This is a genomic window from Corynebacterium sp. HMSC070H05 (assembly GCF_001837615.1).
Lineage (GTDB): Bacteria > Actinomycetota > Actinomycetes > Mycobacteriales > Mycobacteriaceae > Corynebacterium > Corynebacterium coyleae.
Genome location: NZ_KV833331.1, coordinates 1 through 14545, shown reverse-complemented (window position 1 = coordinate 14545; position 14545 = coordinate 1). Strand labels below are relative to the sequence as shown.

Sequence of the window (14545 nt, the reverse complement as noted above, 5' to 3'; positions counted from 1 at the left end):
CAGGGCGCCGATAGCCGTCGCTAGCGGCCGAGTTCGTGGCTGAGCGCCTCGAGTTCGCCGCCGCCGGCCATTTGGTGGGTGAGCTCGTCGAGCGTGACGTTCTCGCGGGGCTCATCGAGCTCCTGGCGGCCGAGTTTCAGGATGGTGAAGTGGTCACCGACCAGGTAGGCGTGGTGGGGGTTGTGGGTGACTAAGACGACGGCGATGCCGCGGTCGCGGGCGGCCGCCACGAAGCGCAGGACCACGCCGGATTGTTTGACGCCGAGGGCGGCGGTGGGCTCGTCGAGAATAAGCACGCGGGCGCCGAAGTAGACGGCACGTGCGATGGCGACGACCTGGCGTTGGCCGCCGGAGAGGTTGCCGGCATCGACGTCGACGTCGGGGATGTCGATGCCCATTTCGCGGAGTTGTTCGGCGCAGATCTGTTTCATTTCGGTGTCGCGAAGTGCACCGAAGCGGCCGGTGAGTTCCTGGCCGAGGAAGAAGTTGCGCCACACGCTTAACTCGTCGACGATCGCGAGCGTTTGGTGCACGGTGGCGATGCCGGTGTCGATGGAGTCGCGGGGGGAGGTGAAGGTGGTGGGGGTGTCGTCGATAAGCAATTCGCCCGATGTGGGCTGGTGGAGCCCGGCAAGGATCTTGATCAGCGTGGACTTGCCGGCGCCGTTGTCGCCGAGGACACAGGTGACTTCGCCTTCACGGACGGTCAGGTTCACGCCGCGCAGGGCGTCGAAGCTGCCGTAGGACTTGGTGATGTTTTTCAGTTCGATGACAGCCACTTAGCGCCCCTTGGTGTATTTGGCGAAGGACGTGTTGGTGAACACGGCGAAGAGCAGCGTTGCGCCGAGGAAGAACTTGAACCAGTCGGGGTTCCAGCCGGCGTAGACGATGCCCTGGTTAGTCAGGCCGAAGATCAGCGCGCCGATGGCGGTGCCCACTGCGGTGCCGCGGCCGCCGGTCATGGCGCAGCCACCGATGACGGCGGCAATGATGTAGAGGAATTCGTTGCCCACGCCTTGGCCGGCCTGGATGGAGTCGAAGGCGAACAGAGTGTGCATGCCGACGAACCAGGCGGCGAAGCCGACGCCCATGAACAGCAGGATCTTCACGCGGCGAACCGGCACGCCGACGGCGCGGGCTGCGTCCTGGTCGCCGCCGACTGCGGTGATCCAGTTGCCGAACTTGGTGCGAAACAGCACGAACGAGGCGATGGCGACGAACAGGATCCACCACAGCACGGTCACGTTGAGGGTGACGTCGCCGATGGTGAAGGTGCCGGCGAAGACCTTGCGGGCGGACGGGAAGCCCTCCATGTCGGCGATGGTCGGCGTGGCCACCTGGCCGGTGATGAACTTGGTCACGGCGAGGTTGAGGCCCTGCAGCATGAGGAAGGCCGCCAGGGTGATCAGGAAAGAGTCGATGCCGGTGCGTGTGACCAAAAAGCCGTTGAGTGCGCCGATGGCCAGGGAGATGCCCAAAGCCATGAAGGCGCCGACCCACGAGTTGAGGTGCAGGTTGTAGTTCAGCATCGTAGCGGCGAGCGCGGCGGTGGTGACGGCGACGCCTGAGGACAGGTCGAATTCCCCGCCGATCATGAGCAGTCCGACGGCGAGTGCCACGATGCCCAGTGTCGACGACGCGTACAACGTGGTCGCAAACGCTTCAAAGGAACGGAATGCGGGCGCGACTGACAGGAAGAACGCGAAGATGGCGATGAAGCCGAGCAGGGACGCGAACTCGGGGCGCCGGATTAGTTTGGCTAGTCCGGTGTGGGTGCGTAGTCGGTCGTCGCCGGAGGTCGATTCCTCGCGCGACTCGTCGGCTGTGACGGCAGTGCTCATCGCATACCTGCCTTTGCGGCCTCAGCGACCTTGTCCACGTTCGACTTATCGACGAACGACGGCCCGGTGTACACCGGCCGTCCTCCACCGAGGGTGCCGCCGTTGCGTTTCGCGACCCACAATGAATCCACGGCAAGGTAACCCTGCAGGTATGGCTGCTGGTCGACGGCGAAGGCGACGCGGCCGTCGGCGATGGCGTCGACAAGCTCGGCGTTGGTGTCAAAGGTGGCAACCTGCGCCTCGGAGCCGGACTGCTTCACGGATTCGGTGGCGCGCATGGCCACCGGCGCCTGGAGGGCAAACACGGTGTCGAAGCTCTTGTCCTGCGACAGCTTCGAGGTGATCGTGGACTGCACAGAGGTGAGGTCCTGGCCGTTGACGTAGAGCAGTTCGACGTCGCCGCCGAGGCCGTTACGCACGCCGTCGCAACGCGCTTCCTGCGAGGAGTTGCCCTGCTCATGGATGATGCACAGGACCTTCTTCTTGCCTTCTTCCTTGAGGCGCTCGCCGGCGGCGTTGCCCGCCACGGTTTCGTCTTGGCCGAAGAAGCCGGTCATGCCGTAGTCCTGGTACTTGCTCATGCCGGCGTTGAGGCCCACGACGGGGATGCCGTGGTCAACAGCATTGCGGGCTGCTGGGCCGATGGCCTCGGCGTTCGGCATGGTCACGGCGATGCCGTCCACACCGGCGTCCACGGCAGAGCGCACCAGGTTCGCCTGGTTGGGGGCCTGCGGGTCGGAGGAGTAGCGCAGCTCGATGTTGTCTTTCTTGGCTGCGTCCTCGGCGCCCTTGCGCACGAGGTCCCAGTAGGTGTCGCCCGGTGCGCCGTGGGTGACCATGGCGACGACGTAGCGCGGAGTGTCCACGCCGCCGGCGGTGCCTTCGGTGTTTTCTGCCCGCGGGGCGCCGCCTGTCGACGAGCACCCGGCGAGCATCGTCGCAGCCATCAGCGCTGCGGCAACGAGTGTTTTCCGTGCCTTGAGCATTACAAGAGTGTGATCCAAAGCACCCTATTTGTCAAGGTCATGGGCAGCGTCACAGGCAGCGCCGCGGGCCGACTCAGAAGACTCCCGCAATAAGCAACATTGCAGGTAGCGCCAGGAAAGTGGTGAGGAAGACGGTGTCGCGGCAGATCACTTCGCCGGAGCGGTACGTGGCCGCGTAGTTGTACACGTTCTGGGCGGTCGGCAGCGCACACAGGATCAGGGCGGCGTACATGTCGCTGCCGGTCAAGCCCATTTGCGTAGCGACGACCCACGCCACCGCCGGCATGCCGATGAGTTTGAGGGCGGTAGCGGTGATCGTCGGTAAGCGGTGGCTCTGGAGGACCTTCTCGCCCGTGAGCGACGCGCCGAAACTCATGAGGATCAGCGGGATGGAGGCGCCGCCGAGGATTTCCAAGGGGGCCAGCACTGGTTCGGGCACGGTCCACGAGGACGCGGACACGGCAAAACCGGCGAAAGCCGCAACAACAACCGGGGCGGTCAGACCAGCAAGGACCGACTTGAGCACGCCCGACGCGCCGCGGTCCAGACCTGCGATAACGATGGGGGAGAGCACCGCCATCTGCAGCACCAGCGCCGGGATGACGTACGTCGGATCGCCCAGCACATACGTGGCAATGGGCAGGCCGATGTTGACCGAGTTGTAGTAACTCGACGACGCCGCACCCGCCATCGTCTCCGCCGTGTCCTGCTTGAACCACACGGCGCTGATGATCCAGTAGATGATCATCGTGGCCACCGTGGCAATCGCGATGACCAAAATGACCGGGGAGAAAAACGCGTCCGTGTCCGAGACCGCCACTGAGGAGAAGATCAGCGCCGGGGTGGCCACGTAGAACGCGATGCGGTTGAGCTGTAGACGTTGCTCGCCCGGTCCAATGACGCCTTTGTGAGCAAGCCACCACCCCGCTGCGATGACAGTGAAGATGATGGCAAAACCGGTAAGGACGTCAAGCATGCCGTTACCTTAGAACGTCTCCTTCGGGACGTACTCACTCCACCCGAAATCGCTCTCGTTCGGCATGTCGGAGGTGTACGGCACGGGCTCGCCCGCGCCGCCGAAAATCGCTGAGCCCACCGACGCCATGGCCAGGGCTGTCACCACCGACCAGATCAGCATCGCCTTGCCGTTCATGCCCAGCACCGGGATGAGGTCCTTGCCTTCAGCGCCGCTGCGCACCTTCATAATTGCCGCTACCGCAAATGGCAGGGCAATAAACGCCGCAAGCGCAGGCTTTGCAGAGATGGCCAGCACGATCGACACCCCGAACGGGACGAGGGTGAGGAAGGTGAAGAGGCGGCGCGAGTTGTCGTCGCCAAGCCGCACTGCAAGCGTGCGCTTCCCGGCCTCGGCATCGGTGGGGATGTCGCGGATGTTGTTGGCCAGGTTCACCGACGCGGAGATCGCACCGACCGCGATGGCGCACAGGAGGGCCTCCCAGGACACGAACCCGGTCTGCGTAAACGCCGTACCAATCACGGCGACGAGGCCGAAGAAGATAAAAACAGATACTTCGCCAAAGCCCGAGTATCCGTACGGGCTCTTGCCGCCGGTGTAGAACCAGGCCGCGGCGATGCACAGCGCGCCAACCAGGATCAGCCACCACGCGCCCGAGGCGACGGAGAGGATGATGCCAAATACGGCAGCCACCGCGAACGACGCAAACGCCGCGAGTTTCACATGCTCCGGCTCCGCAAGCCCGGCCGCGGTCAGGCGGGTCGGGCCGGTGCGGTCCTCGTCCGTGCCGCGGATGCCGTCGGAGTAGTCGTTGGCAAAGTTCACGCCGATGATCAGCGCCCACGCCACGATGAACGCCAAGATTGCGTACTCCAGGTCCGCGAGCCCGTAGAGGGCGGCGGCGCCGGTGCCGGCGATGACGGGGGCGAAGGCGTTTGGCCAGGTGTGGGGGCGTGCGGCCTCCCACCAGTGGTGCAATGTGGCGGAATCAGTCATGCACTCCATCATGCACCCTTGCGCTGCGGTGGGCTAGGGTAGTTCGCCATGTGGATTGACTATGCCGTGCGCCAGGGGCTCGTGGCGACGAGCGCGTTTGTGCGGCTGCCAATCCTGAACCACGCCGCGCAACACGCCGATATTGCCTTCCCTACCAGCGGGGATACCGTCATCTCCCTGACCACACACGGCTCGAGGGTGAAGTCGGCGGCGTCCGCGATCGCCTCGCTTCTTGTGGGCACGAAACGCCTGCCGGTGCATTTGTGGCTCGACCCGGTGGACTTTCATGCACCGTGGCCCGCCACCTTGCGCGGGCTCGTGGACCGTGGCCTGCACGTCCATAAGTCCCCCGGCGGCCTCGGACCCCACACGAAGTACTTCGGTACCTTCCAGGAACTGCCCGGCCATAGCGTGATCACGGTTGACGACGACGTCCTCTACCCCCGCAACTTCGCCACCACCCTCACCAACGCAGCCGACCCGTCGAACGTCACCGCGTTTCGCGCCCACCGCATCACGCTTGATTGCGACACCATCGCCCCCTACAAAAAGTGGCGCCCCGTCCGCACCACCGAGCCATCTCACCTGAACTTCGCCACCGGCGTGGACGGCGTGCTGTACCCACCGAACATGGTGGAGTTCGTCGCCTCCCGCGGCACAGCGTTTCTCGACGTCTCCCCGCGCGCCGACGACGTCTGGCTCAACCACTGTGCGCTTCGCGCCGGATTCCCCGTCCGCCAGGTGGCGGACCGCCCCGCCTCGTTCCCGCTCGTGCCCGGCTCCCAACGCGTGCGCCTGTCCCGCGACAACCTCGCCGGCGGCAACGACACCCAAATCGCCGCAACCTACACCGAGAAGGACGTGAACCTGCTCCTCGCTGCTGTGTAGTGGGTGTACACGGCGGTGGAGGACTACGCTTTTACGCGTGAGCACACCATCCACCCCACGGTGGTTCCGTCCGGCGCAGCTGACTGCGCTGGGTTTTCTCGTACTGATCGCGTTCGGCACTGCGTTGTTGTGCATGCCGTTCGCCTCAGCCGACGGCACAGCAACGCCGTTCATGGATGCCTTGTTTACCGCCACGTCCGCCACATCGCTGACGGGCCTGGTCACGGTGGATACCGGCAGCCACTGGAGTATCGCGGGCCGCGTCATCGTTATCACGCTGATCCAGGTCGGCGGCCTGGGCATCATGAGTATTGCCTCGCTGACCGGCATGCTGCTGACTGGCCGAGTGAAGTTGCGGTCGCGCTACTCTACGGCTGCTGAAGGGCGTCCGATTTTGGAAGGCGGGGTGCGTGCCACGCTCGTCGCTACGCTATTGCTCACCTTCGCCTTCGAACTGTTTGTTGCAGTGATCCTGTTCTTCCGCTTCATGGTCGAATACGACATGCCGGTCCTCAGCGCGGCGGGCGAGGGGATCTTCCACGCAATTTCCGCGTTTAACAACGCCGGGTTTGGGCTGCGCTCGGACAGCCTGATCTCGTACAACTCGGACGGCTGGATCCTCCTGCCGCTGGCAGGCGCGCTGATGATCGGCGGGCTCGGCTACCCGGTGCTTTCCGAGTTGGTTGGCCGCAGCCGGGAGCGCTTCCGCGGCCTGCTGCGCGGCACACCAGTCAGCGCCCGGAGACTTTCAGTAACCACCCGCATTACCCTTGCTGGCACAACGTTTCTGGTGCTCTCCGCCATGGCGCTCATCGCCGTGCTGGAGTGGCGAGGATTCCTTGCAGACATGTCCACGGGCACGAAGCTCCTCAACGCGTTCTTCAGCGGCGTCACCCCGCGTACCGCCGGGTTCAATTCCATCGACTACGCCGACGCCCACCCGATCACGCTCATGGTCACCGACATCTACATGTTTATCGGCGGCGGCTCCGCAGGTACCGCGGGTGGCATCAAGATCACCACCGCGATCGTGCTGATTGCCGCCATGGCAGCTGAGTTTGGCGGGCGTGACCAGACCACCGTGGGCAAACGCACCGTCCCAAAGTCGGTGGTCCGCCAGGCCATGACGGTCGCCGCCGCAGGCGTTACTGCGGTCACCCTCGGCGTGGCCGCGCTCCGGGTGTTCGACCCCCAGTTCACCGCGGACCAAATCAGCTTCGAGGTCATGTCAGCCTTTGCCACGACAGGCCTATCCACGGGCATTACCTCGTCGCTAAGCGTGCCCTCCCAACTCGTGCTGTGTCTTTTGATGTACCTCGGGCGCATTGGCCCGTTCACTCTCGTGGCGGCGCTTGCCGCCCGTAACGTCGTGCGCAGGTACGACTACCCAGTAGAAAGGCCTTTCATTGGCTAGCTTCCCCGGCTCCCTGTTGCGGAGCAAACAACGCATCGACATCCCACCGGTTGTGGTCATCGGCCTCGGCCGCTTCGGTGGCGCGCTTGCCCACGAACTGACCCGCCACGGCGTAGAGGTCCTCGGCATCGACGTTGATGAGCGACTCGTGCGCGATCATGCGCCATTGCTTACCGACGCCATCGTGGCCGACACCACCGACCTCGAAGCCCTGCGCCAACTCGGTGTCCAAGAAGTGGAACGTGCCGTCATCGGCATCGGCTCCGCGCTCGAGGCATCTATCCTCACCGCCTCGAACCTTGTCGATCTCGGCGTACCTGACATCTGGGCCAAAGCCGACTCCGAATCCCACGCCCGCATCCTGCAACGCCTCGGCGTCGCCCACGTCGTCCGCCCAGAGCACGACACCGGCCGCCGCGTCGCCCACCTGCTCGGCGGACGCTTCCAGGACTTCGCCGAACTTGCCGAGAATTACGGCGTGATCAAGATGGTCCCGCCACGCCCGCTACTCGACGGCCCCTGCGACGCCTCGCGTCTCTGGGACAAACACCGCGTGCAAGTGGTGTCAGTGCGCAACGGCTCAGGCCAGTGGCACCCATTCGCACCAGGCATGGAACTGACCGCTTCCGACCTGGTCGTGCTTGCCGGTGCGCCCGACGACCTGGAGCGGTTCTCACAGCTGTAGGTGGTCTGTTTCTGCTGCGGTGTAAGGGGGGTGTTTAGAAGACTGAAATGGTAGCGGTGTGGTGAGTATCTGGTAGCGCCTGAGTGAGTATCCGGTAGCGGAGGCTCGCCTAGGCTCGGCACGGGCGGCGGGTCTGTCAAGGATCCAGGGATGGCCGCGTTGACAGGGGCGGGTTTGATGCCGGCGCTCCGAGGGCTCGGTACTGCCGCGTTCCGAGTAGTTGGTACCTGGACAGCCGAGCCGGGCCGACTGTATGACCCCGGCTGCAGGCATTACTCGTTCGAGCAGGCCACTGGGGGTGTCCTTGCGCATGGTGAAGACTTCTATGCGGCTTCGGTGTCCGCTATGTTGCAGCCGGCTCTCCGTCAGCGTTATTCGCAACTGCCCACAACGGTCCAGCGAGTCTTCGGTGCTGAGAACGCTCGGGGCCCGGGCTCCCCAGAAAGTCCCACGACCACTGTTGTCGGCCTGGAATCGAGACAGCGGTGCAGTTCGCGAGCAGGCTCCAGGCGTCTCCTTCTTATGACAGGTCGCGCTGTCACAGCTTCACCGAAACACGGTACTTGAAGCATGAACTATGAAAGCGCCCTGCAGTACCAAGTACGCGGAGCACCGGTACCAACTACGCGGAACCGCGGTACCAACTCCCCCGAAGCGTCGTGCATCAAGGATGGGCTTGGGCCGCTCCTGAAGCGAGGTGAACTGCAACCGGGCTGGGTTCAATTTAGTGCCGAAGAGTCGCGCCGACAGTAGAGGCTTCCGCGGCATAGCTCCAATTTCAAAAGCGGACTTCATCCGGAACGAGCCGCACCCGAATGAAGCGGATACGGGAACCATCACCGAATGCAATTTGAGCCGCTACCGGATACTCACTGAAGCGCTACCGGATAGTCACGACACTGCTACCAAATAACCGGTCGCAACAGTAAGGGGAGTTGATGTGTACCGTCGTGGCATGTCGCACACACCCCGCAAGCCGATCCCCAAAGTTGCTTACGCTCCGATGCTAGGCCTGGAAACCTATGTGCGCGCACGGGTTGAAAAGGACGCGTCACACCTCGTCCAACTTCGTGCATCTGCGTTGAACCAATGTGTTTACTGCCTGGCAATGCACCGACGGGACGCAAGGAAAGATGGCTGGTCCAAGGAGCGCGTCTCGCAGGCGGAGAACTGGACCGACAATCGCGAGCAGTTCACCGAAAAAGAACGAGCCGTTCTCGAACTGACCGATGCAGTGACGAGAATCAACGGCGAGAGCTCCGTTCCGGATGAACTCTGGGAACGCGTCGAGGAGCAGCTCGGCGAAAAGGAAGCACGAAACGTATTGATGGCGATTGTCGCAATCAACGCGTGGAACCGCATCGCCATCACCACCCGGATGGATCCACGAAGCCTTTCACGAGTCGACGCGTTTGACCTCGGTAATGAATGACAAACATTGAAGCCCTGCGCCGTTAGTCTCAGTCCATCTGCAGCACGGTGCGAAGTTCCTGGAACAGCTCCGGGCGCAGCCGGTGTATGACCGTCCTGCCCTGGCGGCTCTTTTCTAGGAGGCCGGCCTCGGTAAGCATTTTGAGGTGGTGGGAAACTGTCGGTTGGCTTAGCCCGGAGCGTTGCGTGAGTTCGCCCACGCTCATCGGCTCGCAGCCCTCTTCGGCGATTCTGGAGAGAAGTTGTAGCCGTCCGGGGTCCGCTAAAACTTTGAATAGGGCTGAGTAGCGCGTCGCGTCGTCTTCGGAGAGCAAGCCGGAGCCCAGTGAGCAGCAGTCGAGGTCAGTGTTTTCTGTAGTGGCGACGTAATCCTTCATGCTTCCTACCTCGTCATATTGACGGTGATAAATATGAGGCTTAGTGTTCGTTTTGAATGCTGTCAATAGATAAGGATTCCAGATGGAAGACACAACCTCTCAGCCAGTAGAGCGTATGTCGTTTCTTGACCGCTTCCTACCAGTGTGGATCATGCTCGCCATGGCGGCGGGCCTCGCTCTTGGACGGGCAGTGCCGGGACTTTCGGGCGCACTTGAGAGTCTCGAAGTCGGAAGCATCTCGCTTCCGATCGCGCTCGGCCTGTTGGTGATGATGTACCCGCCCTTGGCCAAGGTGCGCTACGACAAGACCCGCGAGATTGCCACCGACAAACGGTTAATGACCGTCTCAATCATCTTGAACTGGATCGTCGGCCCCGCGTTCATGTTCGCACTCGCCTGGATCTTCCTGCCGGATGAGCCGGAGCTGCGCACCGGCCTCATCATCGTTGGTCTCGCTCGCTGCATCGCCATGGTGCTGGTGTGGTCGGACCTGTCATGCGCCGACCGTGAAGCCACCGCAGTGCTCGTGGCCATCAACTCGGTGTTCCAGGTTCTCATGTTCGGGGTACTCGGCTGGTTCTACCTGCAAATCCTGCCCAGCTGGCTGGGTTTGGAGACCACCTCGGTGGAGTTCTCCTTCTGGGCAATCGTGTCCTCCGTGTTGGTCTTTTTGGGCATCCCGCTGCTCGCCGGGCTGCTGTCTCGCATCATCGGTGAGCGCACCAAGGGCCGCGACTGGTACGAAAACACCTTCCTGCCCCGGATCTCCCCGCTCGCGCTGATCGGCCTGCTGTACACAATCGTCCTGCTCTTCTCGTTGCAAGGCGACCAGATCCTCTCCCAACCGTGGACGGTGGCACGGGTAGCGATCCCGCTGTTGGGCTACTTCGTCGGCATGTTCGCCATCGCGCTCGTGGTGTCCAAGGCGTCCGGGATGGGCTACGCCCAGTCCGCGTCCGTGTCCTTTACCGCGGCGGGCAACAACTTCGAGTTGGCCATCGCCGTTGCGATCGGCACGTTCGGCGCCACGTCCGCCCAGGCGTTGGCGGGCACGATCGGGCCGCTTATCGAGATCCCTATCCTCGTCGGCCTCGTCTACCTCATGCGCGGGATCGGCCCGAAACTGTTCCCGGGCGATCCCACCTTGCCCAAATTGTCCTAAGGAGGCGTTATGAAGCCCTCAGTCCTGTTTGTGTGCGTCGGCAACGGCGGAAAGTCCCAGATGGCGGCGGCCCTCGCCGAGAAGCACGCGGGTAGCCAGCTCGGCATCCACTCCGCTGGCACCAAACCTGGTACGTCGCTGAATCAGGAATCCGTCGAGGCGATCGCAGAGGCTGGCGCCGACATGTCGCACGGCACGCCCAAACCCATCGATCCCGAACTGCTGCGCAGCGTTGATCGCGTCGTGGTGCTCGGCGAAGACGCGCAGGTGGACATGCCCGATGACGCCCGCGGCACGCTGGAGCGCTGGCGTACCGACGAACCCTCGCACCGCGGCATCGAGGGCATGCAGCGCATGCGCCTCGTGCGCGACGACATTGACAATCGCGTGCGCTCGCTTATCGACGAACTCCTGTAGCGCCCTAGTACGCCGGGATCATCGGGATTCGCTGCTTGTTGCGCAACCTCGTCGCCTGCATGCGCGCCGGCGACGTGCCGCGGTAGTGGGTGGTGGAGGGGGAGGTTGCGTACTTCGGATTACTAGACGGTTTTCGGGAGCGTTGCTTCTCGATCCTCACACCGCCGCATTGTGGCACGAATTACATGGTTGTGCTTTGTGAGTGGAAAGCGGGGGCGAAGCCGCAAGCTCAAGAATGTTTAGGACGTGCGATGCCGTTCCGGTATGAGGGTGAAGCCGCCGTAACCGCGAGGTAAAAGCCCCCCTCTCATATGACGCTGATCTTACGGGAAGCTCGGAGGGGGTCTCGATTGATTTCAATATAACTAAAGTTGCGTAACTCAGGCAACGGAATGAGACGTAGGAGGGAGTAACGATGCACGCGGAGACTAACTCACCGCGGTCCGAGACCGCTTCCTGGTTCGCGGATAACCAAGCCAACTGGGATTCACGGGCCCACGCCCACATGTTCGGCAACTACGGCGGTAAAGATGAGTTGATCGCGGACAAGGCAGCTATTAGCGATGTCCTCGCGGTGGACATTGACCGCTTCGGCGACCTCACCGGGAAGTCCGTGTGTCACCTGCAATGCCACGTGGGCACCGACACCATCGGATTTGCCCGCCGCGGAGCCTCCCGAGTCATCGGCGTGGATCTCTCTGCGGAGTCACTCAAATACGCCCGCGAATTCGCCGCCCAAGCCGACGCGGACGTGGAGTTTATCCAGAGCAACGTCTATGACGCTCGAGAAGCGGTCGACGGCGAATTCGATCTCGTCTACACCTCCGCAGGTGTGCTGTGCTGGCTTCCGCAGGTGCGTCGATGGGCGGAGGTCGTCGCAAAGCTGCTCGCTCCCGGCGGCATGTTTTTCATCCGCGACGACCACCCCATGTTCATGACAATCGGAGAGGACGTTTCCCAAGGTCTGCGCATTGAGCAGCCGTATTTTGAAATGCCTGATCCGCTCACCTGGGAGGACGAGGAAAGCTACGTCACCACTCCAGGAGCGCCAAAACTTGCTAGCCCACGCAACCATCAGTGGAACCACTCTCTCGGCGAAATTGTTACTGCGCTCATCGACGCGGGGCTGACCGTCACCGCTCTTGAGGAAACTCCGTACTCCGCGTGGTGCCCGTGGCCGGAGCTGATGGTCGAAGACTCCCGCGGTTTCATCCTCCGCGATAATCCCGAGCGCCTACCACTCCAATTCGCCATTACCGCAACAAAGCCCTAAGAGCCTTTGCCTATCGACGAACCTTCGGTGGGCAGGCAAACCCAAAAGGACACGGGAGGCGATAGTCGAGGTTCACCGAAGGGTTGTATCTAAAAACCATCTGCGATATTCTCGTGTCCACACTGCAGCCGTTGACCCTCCATAAATCAGGAGAGAGCCGAGGACTGCAGTTTTTCGTTATACTCAGCTCATAGCAAACCACTCAAGAGTGGACACCAACGTGAAGAGGCTTCCTCGGTATCTAGCTAGTGTTCTGTTGAGGAGGGGCCCTCGCCGGTGGTTTTGAGTATCAATAACCGTGCGTGCCCCAATACCCACCGAACAGTCCCAACCAACGCGGACTTTCCCACCTAGGAAAGCCGGTACACCTCGTAGTCGCCGGGGACGCCCGCTCCGGGAACATGCGCAAGTCCGAGCCTCACAGCTAGGCCAATCGATGCCTCATTCACAGGGTCGATGATGGCGATGACGGGGAGCGACGGGAAGCGCTCGCGGGCGCTGGCAATCGCGGCAGCCGCGGCTTCTTTGGCGTAGCCCTGGCCTTGCGATTCTGGTGCGAATCGGTAGTAGAGGTTCAGGACTTCTTCGTCGGCTTCCTCGCTGTGCCGTACCCCGGTAAAGCCGATGGTCGCGCCGTCGAGGGTGCGTACCGTGTAGTAGCCCAACTGCTGCTCAGCCCAATTGTTCTGCCACGAGCGCGCAAGCTCGACAGCCTCATCGCGGGTCTTCATTGTCAGCTCGGGGCGGTGCTCGTAGGTGCGGGGATCTGAGTGGATGGCAAAGATGGCGTCGATATCCGCATCTGTCGGCACCGACAACTCAAGCCGCGGGGTGCGCAGGGCAAACGCATCAGGCATGGTGAGTCCTTTCCTGCCGCTTGTTCCACAGGCGCCACAGCGAGAACGCTCCCGCAGCGCCCAATACTGGCAGGGCGGACAGGCGCACGGCGCGGCGAACGGAGCGGTAGTCGCGGACGGCCCAGCCTTGGGCTTTTGCGTGGCGACGCAGCGCGCGGTCCGGATTGACGGCAACGGGGGAGCCGACCATCTCAAGCATGGGGAGGTCGTTGATGCTGTCGGAGTAGGCGGTGCACTGCTTCAGGTCGAGTTGCTGCAGCGCGGCCAGGGCGGCCACGGCGTGCTTCTTGCCGGGGCCGTGGAGGATGTCGCCGACGAGTCGGCCGGTGAACTTGCCGTCCTCTTCTTCCGCGACGGTGCCCAAAGCGCCGGTGAACCCGAGGGTCTCCGCCAGGGCCTGGCCGATCTGGACCGGGGTGGCGGAGACGAGCCAGACTTGCTGGCCGGCGGCGATGTGCATGGAGGCCAGTTCGATGACGTCCGAGTAGGACTTGTTCAGCATCTGCTTGTCGACGATCTCCTGGCAGGCCTCCTTGAGCTCGTCGACACGTTTGCCTTTGACCACGGCAAGGGCCTGCTCGCGACCTTCGGCGATGTCGTCGGCGTTTTCGGATCCGGAGACACGGAAGCGGATCTGCTTCCACAGGGCCGGGGCGAGTTCGCGCAAGGTGATGAAGCGTTTCTTGAACAGGCCTTGGGCGAGCAGGATTAGCGACGAGCCCTGGATGAGGGTGTTGTCGATGTCGAAGAATGCCGCCGCCTCGAGGTCCTGGGGAATTTCGGGGTCCGGCTGGGTGATTTTTTGGCGGCCCGCGGTTTTGAAGGCGCCGCCGACAGAGTCGACGCCGAGGGCGAAGTCTTGGATGTTGATGCCAAAGGTTTCTTCAACGGCGGCAGCGGCGGCGGCTTGGCCGGCGGTGCGCTGGGCGTCGTCGTCAAGCGGGGGCAGTGCAAGGTCCTCAAGGAAGCGGCGGAGGTTTCCTTGAGAGACTGACCATTGTGCAAGGAATTCCCGCTGTTCTGACATGGCGATCGTGACTCTTTCGGTGGCGGTGTTAGCGTGAGCAATCGTACAACGGCGAGCGCCGCAGACACGATGTAGAGGAGTTCGGATGAAGACGGTGGAGTTGATGGTGCGGTCCACGTGCGGTTCGTGCGAGCGGGTGGCGGCGCAGATTGCTCCGGTAGTGGAGAAGTGTGGCGCGGAGCTAATGCTTGTCGACGTCGACCTGGACCCCGACA

Annotated in this window: 17 protein-coding genes; 8 read left to right on the top strand and 9 right to left on the bottom strand. The window is 62.8% G+C overall.

Annotated elements, in window-relative coordinates; all coding sequences use genetic code 11:
* Positions 1 to 20 precede the first annotated feature (20 nt).
* The 5 genes from HMPREF2617_RS06305 to HMPREF2617_RS06285 form a co-directional block, all read right to left on the bottom strand.
* Positions 21 to 779, bottom strand: coding sequence for an ATP-binding cassette domain-containing protein (locus HMPREF2617_RS06305; protein ID WP_070421724.1), 759 nt, complete (start codon positions 777 to 779; stop codon positions 21 to 23).
* A complete protein-coding gene (locus HMPREF2617_RS06300) occupies positions 780 to 1841 on the bottom strand; it encodes an ABC transporter permease (RefSeq protein ID WP_070840336.1) in 1062 nt (353 codons plus the stop codon).
* Positions 1838 to 2827: a substrate-binding domain-containing protein gene (locus HMPREF2617_RS06295; RefSeq protein ID WP_070840335.1), complete on the bottom strand. Its 990-nt coding sequence runs from the start codon at positions 2825 to 2827 to the stop codon at positions 1838 to 1840. The genes HMPREF2617_RS06300 and HMPREF2617_RS06295 overlap by 4 nt, the downstream gene beginning before the upstream one ends.
* 73 nt (positions 2828 to 2900) lie before the next feature.
* Positions 2901 to 3803 carry an AEC family transporter gene (locus tag HMPREF2617_RS06290; protein ID WP_070829681.1) on the bottom strand — a complete coding sequence of 301 codons (903 nt, stop codon included), beginning with the start codon at positions 3801 to 3803 and terminating at the stop codon, positions 2901 to 2903.
* 9 nt (positions 3804 to 3812) lie between these two features.
* Complete coding sequence (locus HMPREF2617_RS06285; RefSeq protein WP_141763022.1) at positions 3813 to 4799, bottom strand: 1,4-dihydroxy-2-naphthoate polyprenyltransferase; 987 nt, start codon at positions 4797 to 4799, stop codon at positions 3813 to 3815.
* A gap of 48 nt (positions 4800 to 4847) precedes the next feature.
* Between HMPREF2617_RS06285 and HMPREF2617_RS06280 the strand changes: the two genes are divergently transcribed.
* From HMPREF2617_RS06280 to HMPREF2617_RS06265, 4 genes are all read left to right on the top strand, one after another.
* Positions 4848 to 5687, top strand: coding sequence for a glycosyltransferase (locus HMPREF2617_RS06280; protein ID WP_070421729.1), 840 nt, complete (start codon positions 4848 to 4850; stop codon positions 5685 to 5687).
* A gap of 37 nt (positions 5688 to 5724) precedes the next feature.
* On the top strand, positions 5725 to 7101 hold the full coding sequence (locus tag HMPREF2617_RS06275; RefSeq protein ID WP_070421730.1) for a TrkH family potassium uptake protein: 1377 nt from the start codon (positions 5725 to 5727) through the stop codon (positions 7099 to 7101).
* Complete coding sequence (locus tag HMPREF2617_RS06270) at positions 7094 to 7786, top strand: potassium channel family protein (RefSeq protein ID WP_070421731.1); 693 nt, start codon at positions 7094 to 7096, stop codon at positions 7784 to 7786. The genes HMPREF2617_RS06275 and HMPREF2617_RS06270 overlap by 8 nt, the downstream gene beginning before the upstream one ends.
* A 940-nt stretch (positions 7787 to 8726) precedes the next feature.
* Positions 8727 to 9218, top strand: coding sequence for a carboxymuconolactone decarboxylase family protein (locus HMPREF2617_RS06265; protein ID WP_246815277.1), 492 nt, complete (start codon positions 8727 to 8729; stop codon positions 9216 to 9218).
* A 28-nt stretch (positions 9219 to 9246) separates the two neighbouring features.
* Here HMPREF2617_RS06265 and HMPREF2617_RS06260 read toward each other — a convergent pair whose 3' ends face one another.
* Complete coding sequence (locus HMPREF2617_RS06260; RefSeq protein ID WP_070421732.1) at positions 9247 to 9594, bottom strand: ArsR/SmtB family transcription factor; 348 nt, start codon at positions 9592 to 9594, stop codon at positions 9247 to 9249.
* 82 nt (positions 9595 to 9676) lie between these two features.
* Here HMPREF2617_RS06260 and arsB point away from each other — a divergent pair, with 82 nt between their 5' ends.
* Complete coding sequence (arsB, locus tag HMPREF2617_RS06255; RefSeq protein WP_070840333.1) at positions 9677 to 10756, top strand: ACR3 family arsenite efflux transporter; 1080 nt, start codon at positions 9677 to 9679, stop codon at positions 10754 to 10756.
* 9 nt (positions 10757 to 10765) lie between these two features.
* A complete protein-coding gene (locus tag HMPREF2617_RS06250; protein ID WP_070828782.1) occupies positions 10766 to 11173 on the top strand; it encodes an arsenate-mycothiol transferase ArsC in 408 nt (135 codons plus the stop codon).
* Positions 11174 to 11177: 4 nt separating this feature from the next.
* Here HMPREF2617_RS06250 and HMPREF2617_RS12085 read toward each other — a convergent pair whose 3' ends face one another.
* Complete coding sequence (locus HMPREF2617_RS12085; RefSeq protein WP_167594490.1) at positions 11178 to 11333, bottom strand: hypothetical protein; 156 nt, start codon at positions 11331 to 11333, stop codon at positions 11178 to 11180.
* Positions 11334 to 11588: 255 nt separating this feature from the next.
* Here HMPREF2617_RS12085 and HMPREF2617_RS06245 point away from each other — a divergent pair, with 255 nt between their 5' ends.
* Positions 11589 to 12446 (top strand): class I SAM-dependent methyltransferase, encoded by an 858-nt coding sequence (locus tag HMPREF2617_RS06245; RefSeq protein ID WP_070614949.1) that lies wholly within the window; start codon positions 11589 to 11591, stop codon positions 12444 to 12446.
* Between the two features lie 350 nt (positions 12447 to 12796).
* On the opposite strand, the gene HMPREF2617_RS06240 is transcribed toward HMPREF2617_RS06245, so the two are convergent.
* Complete coding sequence (locus HMPREF2617_RS06240) at positions 12797 to 13303, bottom strand: GNAT family N-acetyltransferase (RefSeq protein WP_070840332.1); 507 nt, start codon at positions 13301 to 13303, stop codon at positions 12797 to 12799.
* Entirely contained in the window at positions 13296 to 14330 is a 1035-nt protein-coding gene (locus HMPREF2617_RS06235) for an HAD family hydrolase (protein ID WP_070421702.1), read from the bottom strand. The genes HMPREF2617_RS06240 and HMPREF2617_RS06235 overlap by 8 nt, the downstream gene beginning before the upstream one ends.
* An 85-nt stretch (positions 14331 to 14415) precedes the next feature.
* Here HMPREF2617_RS06235 and HMPREF2617_RS06230 point away from each other — a divergent pair.
* Positions 14416 to 14545 (top strand): glutaredoxin family protein (locus tag HMPREF2617_RS06230; protein WP_210400830.1); only part of this gene is annotated, 130 nt, incomplete at its 3' end.

Coding starts and splice junctions, on each gene's coding strand:
- HMPREF2617_RS06280 (WP_070421729.1), top strand. CDS start 4,848: ATGTGGATTGACTATGCCGTGCGCCAGGGGCTCGTGGCGACGAGCGCG.
- HMPREF2617_RS06285 (WP_141763022.1), bottom strand. CDS start 4,799: ATGACTGATTCCGCCACATTGCACCACTGGTGGGAGGCCGCACGCCCC.
- HMPREF2617_RS06250 (WP_070828782.1), top strand. CDS start 10,766: ATGAAGCCCTCAGTCCTGTTTGTGTGCGTCGGCAACGGCGGAAAGTCC.
- HMPREF2617_RS06260 (WP_070421732.1), bottom strand. CDS start 9,594: ATGAAGGATTACGTCGCCACTACAGAAAACACTGACCTCGACTGCTGC.
- HMPREF2617_RS06240 (WP_070840332.1), bottom strand. CDS start 13,303: ATGCCTGATGCGTTTGCCCTGCGCACCCCGCGGCTTGAGTTGTCGGTG.
- HMPREF2617_RS06290 (WP_070829681.1), bottom strand. CDS start 3,803: ATGCTTGACGTCCTTACCGGTTTTGCCATCATCTTCACTGTCATCGCA.
- HMPREF2617_RS06235 (WP_070421702.1), bottom strand. CDS start 14,330: ATGTCAGAACAGCGGGAATTCCTTGCACAATGGTCAGTCTCTCAAGGA.
- HMPREF2617_RS06245 (WP_070614949.1), top strand. CDS start 11,589: ATGCACGCGGAGACTAACTCACCGCGGTCCGAGACCGCTTCCTGGTTC.
- HMPREF2617_RS06295 (WP_070840335.1), bottom strand. CDS start 2,827: ATGCTCAAGGCACGGAAAACACTCGTTGCCGCAGCGCTGATGGCTGCG.
- arsB (WP_070840333.1), top strand. CDS start 9,677: ATGGAAGACACAACCTCTCAGCCAGTAGAGCGTATGTCGTTTCTTGAC.
- HMPREF2617_RS06300 (WP_070840336.1), bottom strand. CDS start 1,841: ATGAGCACTGCCGTCACAGCCGACGAGTCGCGCGAGGAATCGACCTCC.